Source organism: Bacterioplanoides sp. (assembly GCF_965226395.1).
In the GTDB taxonomy this organism is placed as follows: domain Bacteria; phylum Pseudomonadota; class Gammaproteobacteria; order Pseudomonadales; family Oceanobacteraceae; genus Bacterioplanoides.
Genome location: NZ_OZ245358.1, coordinates 2872567 through 2888740 on the forward strand (window position 1 = coordinate 2872567; position 16174 = coordinate 2888740).

16 protein-coding genes are annotated in these 16174 nt (G+C 48.7%); 10 read left to right on the top strand and 6 right to left on the bottom strand.

Going from position 1 to position 16174, the window contains the following annotated elements; all coding sequences use genetic code 11:
* Nucleotides 1-16 precede the first annotated feature (16 nt).
* From ACO05E_RS13150 to ACO05E_RS13180, 7 genes are all read left to right on the top strand, one after another.
* Nucleotides 17-1510, top strand: a complete 1494-nt coding sequence (locus tag ACO05E_RS13150) for a hypothetical protein (RefSeq protein WP_419813397.1) — start codon at nt 17-19, stop codon at nt 1508-1510.
* Nucleotides 1511-1734: 224 nt separating this feature from the next.
* Nucleotides 1735-2511, top strand: coding sequence for a DUF3450 domain-containing protein (locus tag ACO05E_RS13155; RefSeq protein WP_419813398.1), 777 nt, complete (start codon nt 1735-1737; stop codon nt 2509-2511).
* A gap of 10 nt (nt 2512-2521) precedes the next feature.
* Nucleotides 2522-3901, top strand: a complete 1380-nt coding sequence (locus ACO05E_RS13160; RefSeq protein WP_419813399.1) for a MotA/TolQ/ExbB proton channel family protein — start codon at nt 2522-2524, stop codon at nt 3899-3901.
* 19 nt (nt 3902-3920) lie between these two features.
* Nucleotides 3921-4442: a MotA/TolQ/ExbB proton channel family protein gene (locus ACO05E_RS13165; protein WP_419813400.1), complete on the top strand. Its 522-nt coding sequence runs from the start codon at nt 3921-3923 to the stop codon at nt 4440-4442.
* A 201-nt stretch (nt 4443-4643) separates the two neighbouring features.
* The gene (locus ACO05E_RS13170; RefSeq protein ID WP_419813401.1) at nt 4644-5054 is read left to right on the top strand and encodes an ExbD/TolR family protein; all 411 of its coding nucleotides are present in this window, start codon (nt 4644-4646) and stop codon (nt 5052-5054) included.
* Nucleotide 5055: 1 nt separating this feature from the next.
* Nucleotides 5056-5694 carry an energy transducer TonB gene (locus tag ACO05E_RS13175; protein WP_419813402.1) on the top strand — a complete coding sequence of 213 codons (639 nt, stop codon included), beginning with the start codon at nt 5056-5058 and terminating at the stop codon, nt 5692-5694.
* Nucleotides 5695-5706: 12 nt separating this feature from the next.
* A complete protein-coding gene (locus ACO05E_RS13180) occupies nt 5707-7020 on the top strand; it encodes a tetratricopeptide repeat protein (protein ID WP_419813403.1) in 1314 nt (437 codons plus the stop codon).
* Nucleotides 7021-7208: 188 nt separating this feature from the next.
* On the opposite strand, the gene ACO05E_RS13185 is transcribed toward ACO05E_RS13180, so the two are convergent.
* The 6 genes from ACO05E_RS13185 to ACO05E_RS13210 form a co-directional block, all read right to left on the bottom strand.
* Nucleotides 7209-7916, bottom strand: a complete 708-nt coding sequence (locus ACO05E_RS13185) for an ABC transporter permease (protein ID WP_419813404.1) — start codon at nt 7914-7916, stop codon at nt 7209-7211.
* The gene (locus tag ACO05E_RS13190) at nt 7913-8620 is read right to left on the bottom strand and encodes an ABC transporter permease (protein ID WP_419813405.1); all 708 of its coding nucleotides are present in this window, start codon (nt 8618-8620) and stop codon (nt 7913-7915) included. Before ACO05E_RS13190 ends, ACO05E_RS13185 begins: the two co-directional genes overlap by 4 nt.
* Before the next feature lie 100 nt (nt 8621-8720).
* Complete coding sequence (locus ACO05E_RS13195) at nt 8721-9473, bottom strand: ABC transporter substrate-binding protein (protein ID WP_419813406.1); 753 nt, start codon at nt 9471-9473, stop codon at nt 8721-8723.
* Nucleotides 9474-9508: 35 nt separating this feature from the next.
* Entirely contained in the window at nt 9509-10303 is a 795-nt protein-coding gene (locus ACO05E_RS13200; protein WP_419813407.1) for an ABC transporter ATP-binding protein, read from the bottom strand.
* 139 nt (nt 10304-10442) lie between these two features.
* Entirely contained in the window at nt 10443-10934 is a 492-nt protein-coding gene (locus ACO05E_RS13205; RefSeq protein WP_419813408.1) for a DUF4442 domain-containing protein, read from the bottom strand.
* A gap of 60 nt (nt 10935-10994) precedes the next feature.
* Nucleotides 10995-11561: a GNAT family N-acetyltransferase gene (locus ACO05E_RS13210; RefSeq protein WP_419813409.1), complete on the bottom strand. Its 567-nt coding sequence runs from the start codon at nt 11559-11561 to the stop codon at nt 10995-10997.
* 132 nt (nt 11562-11693) lie between these two features.
* Between ACO05E_RS13210 and ACO05E_RS13215 the strand changes: the two genes are divergently transcribed.
* The 3 genes from ACO05E_RS13215 (at nt 11694) to ACO05E_RS13225 (ending at nt 16125) form a co-directional block, all read left to right on the top strand.
* Nucleotides 11694-12734 carry a metallophosphoesterase gene (locus ACO05E_RS13215; protein WP_419813410.1) on the top strand — a complete coding sequence of 347 codons (1041 nt, stop codon included), beginning with the start codon at nt 11694-11696 and terminating at the stop codon, nt 12732-12734.
* A gap of 76 nt (nt 12735-12810) precedes the next feature.
* Nucleotides 12811-14442, top strand: coding sequence for an alkaline phosphatase D family protein (locus tag ACO05E_RS13220; protein WP_419813411.1), 1632 nt, complete (start codon nt 12811-12813; stop codon nt 14440-14442).
* 147 nt (nt 14443-14589) lie between these two features.
* Entirely contained in the window at nt 14590-16125 is a 1536-nt protein-coding gene (locus ACO05E_RS13225; RefSeq protein ID WP_419813412.1) for a hypothetical protein, read from the top strand.
* The last annotated feature ends 49 nt before the right edge of the window (nt 16126-16174 follow it).

Here is a 16174-nt window from a genome sequence, read left to right on the forward strand (position 1 = left end):
TCACAGGGGAAAAAATATGGAAATCAAAAAGTTGGTTGCCGCTATGGCTGTTGCATCATCTGCGGTACTGTTAAGTGCATGTGCTGGCGATGAAGATGTTGATGTGATTATTGTTGAAACGGGTAGCAGCTCAGCTCCAGCTACTCCTGACAATCCAACAGTACCATCAGGCCAGACGTGTGGCACCGTTGGTGTAACAACCGGTCAAACCATCAGCGTTGGTGATACCACTTTGCCTCAATGTGCTCTGTCTGGTCGTATTACCCAGGACGCTCAGTTAACCAGCAACTTTGTTTACACCTTGCAAGGCTTCGTAACAGTTGGTGATGGTAATGAAACACTGGCAGCGGCTGGTGATGCTTCCCGAGTTATTTTAACCGTTGATGCTGGTGTTCAGTTCCGTTCTTCTACACGTGGTGCTCTGGTCATCAGCCGTGGTTCTGAAATCCTGATGAATGGTACCGCAGACAACCCGATTGTTATGTCTTCTCTGGATAACGATTTCAGTGGTTCCGGTGAGTGGGCTGGTCTGGTTCTGCAAGGTTTCTCTTCAAACAACCAATGCCCGGCAGCACCTGCAGTGTGTAACATCCCGGATGAAGCTGGTACTGGCTTCCACGGTGGTGCTCAGCGTGGTGATAGCAGCGGTAAAATCTCGCACGTTATTGTTGCCGAAGGTGGTTTCGAAGTTGCCGAAGATGAAGAAATCAACGGTGTGACTTTCCACTCTGTTGGTCACGGCACTGAAGTTGATAACCTGATGGTTTACGGCAACGCAGACGATGGTGTTGAATTCTTCGGTGGTACTGTAAACGTTAGCAACCTGATTCTGGTTGATAACGGTGATGAATCGATCGACTGGGACCACGGTTATCAGGGTAACATCCAGTTTGCTCTGGTACGTCAGGGTGTCAACATCACTGATGCTGGTGACTACGCGATTGAAGCGGATAACGATGGCGGTGCCTTTGGCGGTACTCCGGTTTCCAACCCAACTCTGGCTAACGTTACATTCCAGGAAATTACTCAGGCAGAAAGTGATGAGCTGTTCCGTCTGAAAGAAGGTACCGGTGGTCGCTTTGTGAACGTTGCTGCTGCTAACTATCTGGGTGACCGTTCTACTCCAGCGGATGCTTCTACCGCTGAATGTGTTCGTATCGATGACAACGGTGTTGGCGCACAAACTGGTGCTCCAATCGTTCTGACCAACTTCTTCCTGGGTTGTGGTGTTGCTGGTCAGCCTATTCAACTGGATGATAACGGTGCTGCTGCTGCAACAGCTGGTGTGTTCACCGCAGTTAACGCAGAAACTGTGACTCTGGATGCAGCTTTTGCGGTAGCGGCTCCATCACCAGTTGTTTCTGCTGTTGATCTTAACGCTGTTTCAGCTAACGAAGTGACTGACTTCTTTACTGACACAACTTATGTTGGTGCTGTTGCGCCAAATACGGCTGCGGACGATGCGTTCTACGCATGGGCTGCAAAAGTAATTCCTGCTGCTTTCCAATAAGCATGTAGTCACCGGTTATACCGGTGAAGAAAAGCCCGCTCTTGTATAAGAGCGGGCTTTTTTGTTTTTAAGAACACTCCATCTGACATTCCTTTGAATCACTGTCATATATCTGCAACCCAATCGTCATGTCACACAAGTGTCATAGAACTGCAGTATCGTGCGCTCTGAATTTAGGGGGCTCGCGGGTGCGGGCCAATAACAGTTTAAACGGGTAAAGAATCATGCCTACGCAACTGCGAACTCGTAACGTCCTGGCCGCCGCGGTATTAACCGCTGGTGTTGCTTTTGGCGCAACCGCTGCCAATGTTGACAGCGCTTTAGATAACGGTGTTAAGCGCGTTAATAAAGCACAACAGTCTCAGCAAAAAATCGACAATATTGATAACAGCATTCGTACCAGTGAACGTGAATACCGTTCGCTGATTAAAGAAGTCGAAGGTCTGGATGTTTATGTTAAACAGCTGAATAACCAGCTGGATGCGCAGGCCAAAGAACTGGCTGCCATTGAAGACAGTATCACTAAGGTGACTCTGGTTGAGCGTCAGATCACACCATTAATGTTGCGCATGATTGATGCCGCTGATCAGTTTGTACGTGCTGATGTCCCTTTCCTGAAAGAAGAGCGCAGCGAACGAGTTGAAAAACTGAAGCGCATGATGGGCCGTAGTGACGTAACCGTGGCCGAAAAATATCGCAAAGTGATGGAAGCTTACCAGGCTGAAATTGATTACGGCCGTACCATCGAATCTTACCGTGGCACGCTGGATGTTAATGGTCAGCAACGTGAAGTGGATTTTTTACGTGTGGGCCGTATTGCTCTGATGTATCAGTCTCTGGATGGTCTGGAACTGGGTGTTTGGAATACGGCTAATAATGCCTGGGAAGCTCTGGATCCGGCTTACAAAAGTAAGTTAATGGCAGGTATTCGTATCGCGCGTGAACAAGCGGCTCCGGATTTAATCAAGGTGCCGGTTGCGGCTCCGTTGGCTGCCAACTAAGAAGGAAGAAATGATGAAAATTAAAGCCTTATTATTATCTGCCGCTCTGGCATTTTCTTTTTCTTCCAATACTCATGCCGCTGATGAAGTGAGTGTGGACGAGCTGCTGAACCTGGTAAAACAAGGTCAGGCACGTGATGACAAAGAATTTAAACAGCGTCTGGTGCGTTTTAATCGCTCTAAAGCAGAGCAGGAACGTTTAGTGGCTGAAATGAAAGCCGAGCGTTCTCGTCTGGAAATTTTAGCCGCGAAAAAAGAGCAGGAATTCCAGCAGAATGAAACCCGGGTTGAAAATGCTCAGGATCGTTTAACCAACCGTTTAGGCTCATTAAAAGAATTATTCGGTGTGCTGCAACAGGTAGCGGGTGATACCAAAGCCGTATTTGAAGGTTCCGTAGTATCCAGTGAATTACCGGGCCGTACCGAATTTTTAACCGATTTAATTAAAACTGCAGGTTCGTCTTCGACATTACCATCGATCGAGCAGTTAGAGCGTTTGTGGTTTGAAATGCAACGTGAAGCAACCTTCTCGGGCCGTATCGCACAATACAACGCCGATGTGGTGATGCCATCAGGTGACACCGTACAAAAAGATGTCATTCGTGTGGGTGGCTTTAATGTTGTGTCTGCGGGGAATTATCTGAACTGGGATCTGGAGTCCGGTCGTCTGGTTGAGCTGGATAAGCAACCGGGCTCGCGTTACACCGGTCCGGCAGCAGAATTAGAAAGTGCTTCCGGTGCTGCATTAACCGGCTTCTGGATTGATCCTTCGCGCGGTCAATTATTAAAAATTCTGGGTCAGTCACCTGAACTGGGCGACCGTGTTGATCAGGGTGGCGTGGTTGGTTACATCATTCTGGCACTGGCGGTGATCGGTATTCTGTTAGCGGTATGGCGCATGATTGTGCTGTACGTAGAACGCAGCCGCGTTTACAAGCAAATGAAGTCTGAAAGCGCGAATGAAAATAACTCGCTGGGTCGTGTAATGGCGGTATTCCAGGCGAACAATAAAGCCGATACCGAAACGCTGGAACTGCACTTAGGTGAAGCCATTGCGGCAGAAATTCCACGCCTGACCCGTGGCATTGGCTGGATCAAAATTATCTCTGTCGTTGCGCCACTGTTGGGTCTGTTGGGTACCGTTACCGGCATGATTGATGTGTTTGAAACCATGTCTCTGTTTGGTACCGGCGATCCTAAGCTGATGGCGGGTGGTATTTCTCAGGCACTGATGACCACGGTTCTGGGTCTGGTTGCAGCCATTCCTTGTGTCTTCCTGCACACCTTAACCAATAACCGCTCACGTGAGCTGATGATGATTCTGGAAGAGCGTGCTACCGGTATTCTGGCGCGCCAGTCTGAACAGCAAACGTCTGCGAAAGCAGCTTAATAACCGATTGGTGAGATAGATGTTCACTGAAATTTACGAACCGGTCTATCTGTTTATGGAGCGTGGAGGTGTGATCCTCTACGGCATCTTCGGACTGATCTTTATCTTGTGGTTGTTGGTATTAGAGCGGGTGGTGTTCTTCTCCTTTGTACACCGCTCCGACGTTAAAAAAGCCGTTGCTGAATGGGAAGCTCGCTCAGAGCGTACTTCCTGGCACGCTCATCAGATCCGTCAGGATCTGTTGGGCAAGCTGCGCGGTAACCTGACGGCCAATATGAACACCATCAAAATGGCGATTGGCCTGGCACCGTTATTCGGTTTGTTAGGTACGGTGACCGGCATGATCGAAGTATTCGATGTGATGGCATTTTTAGGTAACGGTAGCCCGAAAGCGATGGCATCGGGTATTTCCAAAGCCACCATCCCAACCATGGCTGGCATGGTGGGGGCCATTACCGGGGTGTTTGCTCAGTCATTGTTAGACCGTTATATCAAGCGTGAAAAGATTCACTTAGAAGACCAATTAACCTTCGATCACTGACAGGAATTAAAAACTATCTGCGTTGCCATCGCGGTGTTAAAACTTACTTCAAAATGCTCATTTATGACTTATAAACTGCGCGTTTTCAGTAAGTTTTGCCTGGCGATGACTGCCTCGAAAACGTTTTTAAAATCCGTCAGAGTTTAATTGAAAAGATTAATAAGCATTTAATTAAAAGTGCTTAAAAATGAGAATGAAATTATGAGACGTAGTTTTTCAAACATCGCTCAGGAAGCTGAAGAAGGCGAAATCGACATCACACCGATGTTGGACGTGGTATTTATCATGTTGATCTTCTTTATCGTGACCGCTTCTTTCGTTAAGGAATCCGGTATTGAAGTCAATCGTCCGGACGCCAATACCGCACAAGCTAAACCGCGTGCGAATATTTTAATTGCGATTAATGACATCGGTGAAATCTGGATTGATAAACGTCGTGTGGATGAATCTCAGGTACGTGCCAATATTGAGCGTTTACGTGCTGAAAACCCGCAGGGGTCAGTCGTAATCCAGGCAGATGAAGAAGCCAAAACGGCGAAGTTAGTAGCGGTAATGGATGCTGCTCGTGCTGCCGGTGTTTACGACGTGTCGTTGTCGACGGAGGCAAACTAGCATGTTGCAGTCCTCCCTGGTTCGTTTTGGTTCAGCACTGGCGGTTGCCGGTGTTGCAACCTTCGCGGTGTTTTGGGTGATGCAAAGCCTGATCAGCAGCGGTGGTTCGGTACTGAATGAACAGGATTTCGGTCGCATTGAAAGTTTTGTGATGCAGAAGCCGGATGACGAGGTTCAGACCAAAGAACGTAAACCACAAAAGCCACCGGCTCCACCACAAGAGCCACCAAAACCCGATCTGCCAGCTCCAGACCTGGCCCAGGCATCCACCGATGGCTTTGATATTGGTGGCTTTGAGATTGGCTCCGATCTGAATGTTGATGCCGGTTTAGGTGGCGGTTCTGGCGATGGAGAATATTTACCCATTGTTAAAGTGGCCCCTACATATCCGCGTCGTGCGGCACAAAAAGGTATTGAAGGTTATGTAGTGGTGGAATTTACCGTCTCCAAGCTGGGGACTGTGGTAAACCCGGTTGTTATTGAAGCGGATCCGCCAAATATCTTTAACCGTGCTGCATTAACTGCCGCGAAAAAATTTAAGTACAAGCCAAAAATTGAAAATGGAAAAGCCATCGAAGTAACGGGTGTGCGTAACATTATTCGTTTTGAGCTTGATAAAAGCAGTAAGAAAAAAAGGTAACAGGAGGCTGTTATGAAATTTCCAGTTGCTACATTACTGACCACCGCGCTGGTGGTTAGTTTTGCCACTGCTGTACCCGTACATACGGTACAGGCCGCTCAGTCTGGCGATCAGCAGGCTGAGCAGCAAGTAGAAAAGAAAAAGAAACGTCGTGTTAAGCGTGCTCAGACATTACGCCCGAAAATCTATAAAAAGCTGGAACAGGCGCGTGTGCTGGCAGATGAGAAAAAATACGATGAAGCGTTGGCATCGCTGACGGCGCTGGAAAAACGTAAGCGTAACAGCTATGAGAAAGCGATGACTCATAATATGTTCGCTTATGTGTACTTTAATCAGGAACGCTTTGATGATGCGATTAAGTCGTATCAAAACGTGGTAGCCACAAAAAATATTCCGGAAAGTCTGCAGCAGGGCACGCTATACAGCCTGGCTAAGCTGCACCTGATGCAGGAAAATTATCAGGCCGCATTAAAGCCGCTGAACGAATGGTTCACTTTGGTTGAAAAGCCAAGCGCTGAATCACATATTTTACGGGCGCAGATTTATTTTCAGTTAGAGCAGTATCAAAAAGCATTGCCGGATGTAAAAGTTGCTATTGCTGATGAAAAACAGAAAGGCAAAAAGCCACGTGAAAACTGGTTGATGCTGGAGCGCGCTGTTTATTATCAGAACAAAGACTTTAATTCACTGGCACGCTGTTTACAGGATCTGGCGACGCTGTATCCAAAAGCACAATACTGGGTTCAGTTGGCAGCAGTTTACAGTGAACTGGATAAGCCGTTAAAAGAGCTGTCAGCTCTGGAAGCAGCCCATGAGCAAGGACTACTGACCAAAGAAAGTGAATTGGTTAATCTGGCACAAGCTCTGTTAGGTCAGGAAGTACCGTATAAAGCGGCCAATATTCTGGCTCAGGGGATGAAGTCGAAACAGATTGAAGTTAATGCAAAAAACCTGTCACTGCTGGGTGACTCCTGGATGATCGCCAAAGAATACGACAACGCCATTAAGGTGATGAGTAAAGCGGCTGAATTATCCGGAGAAGGCAAAGACTTCTATAAGCTGGCTCAGATTCATACCGAGCGTCAGGAGTGGGAATTAGCACTGAGTAATGTGGACTCGGCACTGAAAGATACCAGCTTTAACAAACAAGCCGATGCTCAGATTCTGCGTGGCTTAGTGCTGTTTAATCTCGATAACCTGGCGGATGCCGAAGGCGCCTTTGAAGCGGCGGCTGAGTTTAAATCCTCAGAAAAAATGGCCGCACAATGGCTGGCCTATATTGAAGGTGAGCGTAAGCGTCGTGAATATATGGCGGGTACGCTGTAAGCTTGCGTAACGTCGTTTAAATGTCTTGTCGCATGCTCTGGTTGATTATGGATGATTAACCAGAGTAGCCATATCACATGATATGGCACCTATTTAAAACCAAGCGTCTGTTAAAACCAATCGCCTGTTAAAATAAAAAAACCTGGCTTGTGATCAAGTCAGGTTTTTTTGGGGCTTTATTGCTGGTCTTATTTAGCACTGTCCGGCTTATAAAACTGATAGCGGTTAATCCGATGCTCCAATAATTTAAAGCAGCCAATCATCACCGCAGCAATCAATAAGTACACCATGCCTGCGGCAAAAAACATTTCTAACGGCGTATAAGTGCGGGCAATAATGGTTCGTGCCATACCGGTTAAATCCAGCAGGGTAATGGTCGATGCCAGTGCACTGCCTTTTAGCATTAATAACACTTCGTTGCTGTAAGCCGGAAATACAATGCCAAAAGCACGGGGCATAACAATGCGACGAATCATAGTCGGCTTGCTCATACCCAGTGCCTGGGATACTTCAATTTCACCCTTAGGAATCGCCTGAATCGCACCACGAATTAACTCGGCGCTATAAGCGGCAGTGTTCATGGAGAAGGCAATAATGGCACACCAATAAGGCTCGCGCAGAATGGGCCATAAAAATGAGTCTTTAATGGCTTCAAATTGAGACGCGCCGTAATAAATTAAAAAAATCTGCACCAGCAGTGGTGTACCACGGAAGAAGAAAATATAGCCTACTGGCAGAGCACGCAGCCACAGGTTTTCAGAGGCACGCATCAGGGCCAGGGGGACCGCGAAAAAGATACCAATTAAGCCAGATACAAACACCAGCTCCAGTGTTAACCAGGCGCCGTCCATCAGTTTGGGCAAATATTCCCAGATAACTTCCCATTCCCAGCTCATGCTTTACCTCCACTGGTTTTGGCCTGATACAGTTCCGGTTTGCTGCGTCGCTCCAGATACGTGGTCACAAAGGTCGCAATCAGGGTCAGCCCTAAATACAACACGGCAGCAGCCAGGTAAAAATCAAAAGGTTGTTTGGTGTTCGCAGCGCCCACGGCGGCTTGACGCATTAACTCATTTAAACCAACAACCGACACCAGCGCGGTATCTTTTAATAACACCTGAAATAAATTACCTAAACCCGGTAACGAGAAGCGCCAGAGCTGCGGCAGAATAATACGGAAAAAAGTCTGGAATTTGGTCATGCCAATCGACTGCGCTGACTCCCACTGGCCTTTGGGAATTTCCAGCATCGCCATGCGGAACACCTCAGTCGCGTAAGCGCCAAAAGCAATGGCCAGAGCCGCAACACCGGCGGCGAACGGGCCTACTTCGATGTATTCGTCGTAGCCAAAATAACCGGCAATCCACATTAAAATCTGCGAGCCACCAAAATAAATGGTTAATACCAGCAGCAGTTCCGGCACACCACGAACTATGGTGGTGTAGCCCGTGGCAATGCTGCGGGCGGCGCGATTATGCGACAGTTTGGCCAATGCACCGATCAGGCCAATAATCAGACCAATGATCAGGCTGGCTAATGCCAGTTGAATTGTCATCCATGCGCCGCTGAGCAGCAGATGTCCAAAACCTTGTAGATCCATAAGGATTCCTAGCGAATAAAACTCGGTCGCTCACTTACCGCAACTAAATCAGCCCGACACCTTTGCAGGTGCCGGGCTGATCAGTGGGAAAATGAGGTAATTAATAAATGTCGAACGGGAAGTACTTTTCATTAATTTTAGCGTACGTGCCGTTCTCAACGATGGCTTTAATGGCTTCGCTCAGCTTGTCTTTCAGCTTGTCGCCTTTGCGCACAGCAATGCCAATTTTATCGTTGATGTCGATGTCGCCACCTTTAAATTCAAAGCTTTTACCATCTGCGCTGCGCATCCAGTCATAAGCCGGGAATTTGTCCGACAGAATGGCATCCAGTCGACCGGATGCCAGATCCAGATAAGCGTTATCCTGAGTGTCATACAGCTTAACGTTAACGATATCGCCGTACTCATCTTCTAAGCGCTGGCCAGCAATGGTGGCACGTTGAGCACCAATAGTCAGACCTTTCAGTCCGGCTTTGCTGGTGTCCAGTGCTTTATCTTTTGCCGCAACAAAGGCCAGTACATTGGAATAATATTTCTCGGAGAAGTCCACTACACGCAGACGTTCTTTGGTAATCGACATAGAGGCAATAATGGCGTCGTATTTACGGGCGCGTAATCCCGGGATAATGCCGTCCCAGTCTTGAGCAACTACTTCACAATCCGCTTTCATTTGTGCACATAAGGCGTTGGCGATATCGACATCAAATCCGACCAGTGCACCGTTTTTATCCACCATGTTAAAAGGGGCGTAAGCGCCTTCGGTGGCAATACGGATTTTATCACCAGCGTTTGCCATGCCTGCAGCAAACAGCGAAGCCAGCACCAGGCCGGACGTAATTAATTTGCGGATCATAAATATTCCTCGAATCGTTTTCGTGTTAAGCCAGTTTATTGATGGCTTGCCATAAAGTCGCGTACCCGCTGGGACTGCGGGTTATCAAATACTTGTTCTGGGGTGCCAATCTCTTCAATCTGACCCTGATGCAGGAAAACCACCTTGCTGGAAACTTCCCGGGCGAAGCGCATTTCATGTGTAACAATCAACATGGTACGACCTTCTTCCGCCAGTTCGCGCATCACGGCCAGCACTTCATTAACCAGTTCCGGATCGAGTGCGGAGGTGGGTTCATCGAACAACAGCACCTGAGGCTCCATCGCCAGGGTGCGGGCAATCGCCACTCGCTGTTGCTGACCGCCGGATAAATTACCTGGATAAACATCTTCTTTGTCGGCCAAACCCACTTTTTTCAGCAGCTCACGGGCCCGGCTGATGGCTTGTTCTTTGGGGATTTTTAACACATGCACCGGCGCTTCGATGATGTTCTGCAGAATAGTCATGTGTGGCCACAAGTTAAACTGCTGAAATACAAAGCCTAAGCGTGAGCGCATATGCTCCAGCTGTTTGTGGTTGCTGGCGTGTAATTCACCGTGCTTGTCGGCTTTCAGCCCCAGCGCTTCACCACCAATAATGATCTGGCCTTGATTGGGCTTTTCCAGCAGATTAATGCAACGTAGCAGGGTGCTTTTACCGGAGCCACTGGAACCCAGAATGGAAATGACATCGCCGGTGTTGGCTTCCAGGCTAACGCCTTTCAGGACCTCAAGGTCTCCGTAAGACTTGTGGATATCAATCAGTTGCAATGCGGTGCTTGTATCCTGGGATTCAGGGGCTGTATCGTTCATGGGTACCGTCTGTTCAATGGTCAGTGGTAAATAATCTGGTATTGCCTGACCAAATCGTCAAAACGGGCTATTTTCCGTGGTTAGTGCGGAGAAGACAATAAGTAGAATCCGCAGTTTGTGCGGATTCTGATCAGAAATGTCACTTTTTCTTCGGTGTCCAGGCCCAGATCATGGTGGCTTTAACCGTTTCAGTACCGGTTCCATCGGTAATCACCACCGGCACCTCAATATCGCCTTTGGGCGTGTCTTTGATGAATTGCACCTGTTCGTTGGAGAAGCTGGCAACGGCTTTCATATCACCACTGGCACGTTTGCCGTATTCCAGCTTCATCGAGCGAATCACAATAATGCGATCATCTGGCACACTCAGGCCGGTCATAAAACCGGTGGCGGATTCTGCCAGCAGGCCCATTGCGGCGGCGTGTACGCTGCCGATATGGTTTTGCACCTTCTTTTTATTACGCATCACAATAATACATTCGGTTGGCGTCAGTTTTTCAACCCGGGTGCCTGATGTTCCTGCAAACGGAATTACTTTCCCCATCAGAAACGAGATCACTGGTGCCTGCCAGGAGACCGGCAGCTTTTCAATTTTACCAACTAACGTGCTGAGCTTATTTTTATTAGCCATAGTAACTTCTTAAAGTGGATGTCAATTAGGGTGAATACAAGATTGATCGTGCGCGGCAGTCTACCGAAGTGATGCATCACTGACCATGGCCCGAATGCCTTTGTTGCGACGGCGGCATTGTCGCAATAATTGTTGTAGCGATGACGATAACCCGGTTTCATCCACCGCACTGAAGCCATTGCGTAAATAAAACGGCTCAAGATGAGGCAGTGGCAGAGTCAGTAACGGCTGATAGGGGGGCAGTGTCCGCAGCTCCTGCAGCAAACGTGATGCCAGCCCCTGGCCACGTTCTTCCGGTAAGGTGCAGAGGTTTCTGAGTAACCAGTCGTTATCGTAGCGAACCAGTCGTGCGCCACATGCCAGCTCCAGATGCGGCTCCTGTTCAGAAAACAACCCTGAACGCGAGCGGGGTTCTGATCGAGAGTAGGGTTCTAATTGAGAGTGGGGTTCTGATCGAGGGTGACGGTATAAGCCAACACGGACGTCGTGTGGCGCAGCCCGACCGGACTCTCCGGAGTGTTTATAAAGCGCGTTGAGATCGGCCAGAGAAAGATTAATATTGAATTGGTACATCAGTTCAGCTTGGCTCGCGTCGTCCTGTTGTTTATGGCGAATATTATGCTTCAATCGTGCAAATTCAGTGCGCCTGTCCACTGAAAGTATGAAAGATAATAATAATATTTATGTAACAATTCGTGGTTAACCTGCGCGCCCAAAAGAGTTACATAAAAATACTCGCCACCGACCGGAGATTGCAACATGAGCAAAAACAAGCTGTTCAGCCTGATGGCTGCCAGTATCATCAGTAGCCAGGCCCTGGCTATGTCCAACACCCCGGAACCTGCACCTGAGCCAACTCCGGCTCCCGGAAAAATTGTACGCTTTATTGCGATTGGTGATATGGGTACTGGTGAAGACGGCCAGTATAAAGTGGCAGAAGTCATGGAAAAGGTGTGCGCCGAGCGTGGTTGTGATTTTGCCATTGGCCTGGGCGACAATATTTATGAATCCGGTGCCGATTCTACCGATGACATCCAGTTCGAAACCAAATTTGAAGACCCATATGCCAACCTGGACTTCCCCTTCTATATGGCATTGGGTAACCACGATAACACCTGGCTGATTGGTGGTGATGGTCTGGATAACGATAAAGGCGATATTCAGGTGGCGTATCACTACAAAGAAAACCGCCGCAGTGATAAATGGCAGATGCCAGCGCGTTATTACAACTTCACCGCTCCTGCTAACGATATCAACCCGCTGGTTGAATTTTATGCACTGGATTCCAACCCGCTGGCCGGTGTTGCGGATGCTGACTATGAATACTGGCAGTTCCCGTACCGTGAAAAGCAAGCTAACTGGTTTAACCTGGCGCTGCAGAATTCAACGGCTCCATGGAAAATTGCTTACGCCCACCATGCCTATATATCCAATGGCCGACATAATAATGCAGGCATCTACGATGGTTTCCCGGGAGCGGGCATCATTTATCGTAACTTTCTTAAAGACAATGTGTGCAATCAGGTTGATGTCATGATCGCGGGTCATGATCATGAGCTGCAATGGCTGAAACCAACCGATAGCTGTGGCAAAACCTTCCACATTGTATCGGGTGCTGGTGGTAAAACCCGTGACCTGAGCAACCGCAACCGTAACGAAGCTTATTGGCAGGAAGACGGAGTTCTGGGTTTCTTCTACATCGAAATCGAAGGCGATGAGTTCCGTGGTACGGCTTATACCGTTGATAAGGTGAGCGGTGAGTATCAGGCCGCTTTCAGTCAGACCATTAACCGCCGCTAAGAGCGGTTCCGCGCGAATATTCGTACTTTTGTGAATTTAGTCTGGCACCCATCAGGGTGCCCTTGAGGGAATAATTATGTCTGTTTCTCGCCGTTCGTTACTTAAGAATCTGGGCCTGGCCGGTGCGGCCGCGTCGGTTGCGGGTCCTGCTGCTGCTATGTCTTCTAAGCCTCCGGTTGATCCGCTGGCGGATAAAGTAATTGCCGATTTTGGTCATGGTGTCGCTTCCGGGGATCCGCTGAGTGATCGTGTCATCCTGTGGACCCGTATTTCACCACAGGTGAATGCGGCCATTGATGTGAAATGGCGTATCTGCCGTGATATTGAAATGACCGATGAAGCCAACAGTGGTGTCTTCACCACCAACGCAGATCGCGATTACACCGTTAAAGTGGATGCTGATGGCCTGATGCCAAACACCTGGTATTACTATCAGTTTGAAGCCGGTGACAAAAAATCAGAAATCGGCCGAACCAAAACAGCCGCTGAAACCGGTCTGGATCGATTACGTCTGGCGGTAGTGTCCTGCTCCAGCTTCCCACACGGTTTCTTTAACGTGTACCGCATTTTATCTGAGCGTAATGATCTGGATGCCGTGGTTCATTTAGGTGATTACATCTATGAATACGGTGAAGGGGAATACGACGATAAAGACCTGCGTGAACAACGGGCATTATTGCCTAAGCACGAAATCATCTCTCTGAGCGATTATCGCCAGCGTCATAACCTGCACAAGCGTGACCCGGATCTGCAAGCGGTACATCAGCAGTACCCGTTTATTGTAACCTGGGATGACCACGAATTTGCCAACGACACCTGGGTTGGCGGTGCAGAAAACCACAACGACGGTGAAGGGGATTTCTTCGCCCGTAAACGTGCCGCAAAACAGGCGTATTTCGAGTGGATGCCAATCCGTAATCAGCCGGATGATCTGGAAGCGGTGTACCGTAAACTGCAGTTCGGTAATCTGGTTGACCTGATGGTACTGGATACCCGGGTTGAAGGCCGTGATGAACAAGTGGGCTTCTTTACTCAATCAGAACGTCATGATCCAAACCGTACTCTGTTGGGCTTTGATCAGGAACAGTGGCTGCACAACCAGCTGTCGGCCTCAACCGCGAAATGGAAAATCTGTGGTCAGCAGGTTCAGATTCAGCACATTGGCCCGGTTGCGTTACCAGATAGCTTAGGTGGTGGTGCCTCGTTCTTCCTGGATACCTGGGATGGTTATACTGAAACCCGTCGTCGCCTGTTTAATCACATTGAGCAAAACAACATCGACAACTTTGTGGTGCTAACCGGTGATATTCACTCAACCTGGGTAGCGGATCTGGCTCAGGACCCGTTTGACCGTCGAAAATACAACGGCAAAACCGGGGACGGTGCTTTAGGGGTTGAATTTGTAACGCCGTCAGTTACCTCTCCGGCCCTGCCACCTGTGGTGGGTGATATTGCCGCTGCCGCATTAAAAGCCAGCAGTCCGCACCTGAAGTTCTGCGATATGGTACACCATGGCTTCTTTATTCTGGATGTCACCGAAGAACGCGCCCAGGCGGACTGGTATTATGTGAATACCATCGAGAAGAAGAGCACCGCACACTACCATGAAGTGTCTTATAAAACCGATAATGGCAGCAATCGCTTAAGTGAAGCTGGTAGCCCGGTAACCGGCGTTCTCAACCCGGTTCCGCTGGCACCTAAGGCGTAAGCGACCTCTCTGATAAGGCCATAGCGATGTGGCCTTTTTTATGGGTTTATTATCTCCGACGATTGGCCCGTGATTACCTCTATAAAACTGTACGATGGTTTTGTTTTTGACTAAATTACTCCACATAAAATGTGGAGAATAAAAATAATGAAACTCATCACAAGACTTCTGACCTGCGTGTTACTGCTACTGTCTGCATCGTTACTGCAAGCCAATGGTAACAGCACAGCTGTTAATAATGGCGCTATTTACCCGGTTGATATTCAGGCCGTGGCCGGTGAATCCGATGGCAATCAGTTTTTATCCTTGATTGGCACTGTTCAGCAGCAAATCGATACCAGCGTCAAAAAAATCGAGCAACCGTTTGAAGAATGGGCTTATAACCGCGGCATTGGCAAAATTCCCAGTATTTGCCCGGCAGGCTACAGCGAAAATGCCGGGTTGTGCGCCAGAGATTGTCCGGCTGGTTTCGATTCAGTAGCGGGTGTTTGCTGGCAGCAGTGTCCGGCAGGTTTCAGTGATACCGGTGCTTTCTGTACGCAGTGGAAATGGTGGCCAGAGACAATCACCAAGCGGTCCTGGGTTCAGGAACGTGTTACTAAAGAATGCCCACAAGGCCAGGTTAATGAAGCCGGATTATGCTACGAGCCCTGCGCCGATACCTTTAATGGCGTAGGGCCGATGTGTTTTGGTCAGTTTGGTGCGGCCATGGCTGACCGAATTCTGGAACAGGCAGAAGAGCAGCATCAGACCTTTCTGGCAACGGCAGGCCAGGGTGGCATCGTCGTGCCACAAGATCAGACACCCACGTTAAAAACCGATATATCATTTGCACCGATTGTCTGTGGCCTGGATGCCATCGAAGGATTTGCCGGGTTACCGCTGCCAGATGTGACGGGTCTGGCGGCAACCGGTATTAAAGAAGCGGGTAATGCTGTTATTGGTGCGATATCAGACAGCATTGATGGACAGGTGAATACCGCCTGGTACGTGCCATCTTTAGCTGAGACCGTGTTGTTCGATTTTACCACCGAGATTAACTGTGCTGATGATGGCACGGTGGCTACGGCCAGTCTGAACATGAATCCAAGTATCAGTGTTCAGGCATCAACCCGAATGTTTGACCCGGCGTTACACGCGTTAGCTGGTGTTGATCTGGGGATTATGTCGGTGTCAGTTTATGAGCTGATTCCTTTCCGTATTTATGGTTCTGTTGGCAGTACCATGAGTGCACAAACTCAGCTGACGTCTACGGTAAATCGCTCTCAACCGCCGGTTATTATTCATGGTGTACAACATGCCAACCAGACCCGCCTGGATGTGACCCCTGAGATGGATATGTGGTTGTCTTCTCAGGCGTATGTGCGGATTACCAGTATTCTGAATTTCCTGCCGGATTTATTACAAATCGGCGCCGACTTCAAATTGTGGGTGATGGAATTATCTATGCCCTATGCGCTGGAAGAAGGTGTTCGTGTTGCGGCTGAAGGAGGTTATGAAACCTATAAAACCGAAGCGCTGGAGCGTCAGCTGAATTCCGGCCGAGGTTATGTGGATACGTTCCTGAAAGTACTGGGTATTGATATTAACGCCTTTGGCGATGAAGCCGACATCGACTGGCAAGGGCGGGAAGATAACTCGGTTCTGCTGGCTCGCGATGAAGCTCAGGCCATTCTTCTGTAAATAACAGACTTTGCACAAACTCTCTGGTGATATTGCCTTCATTGAGTTT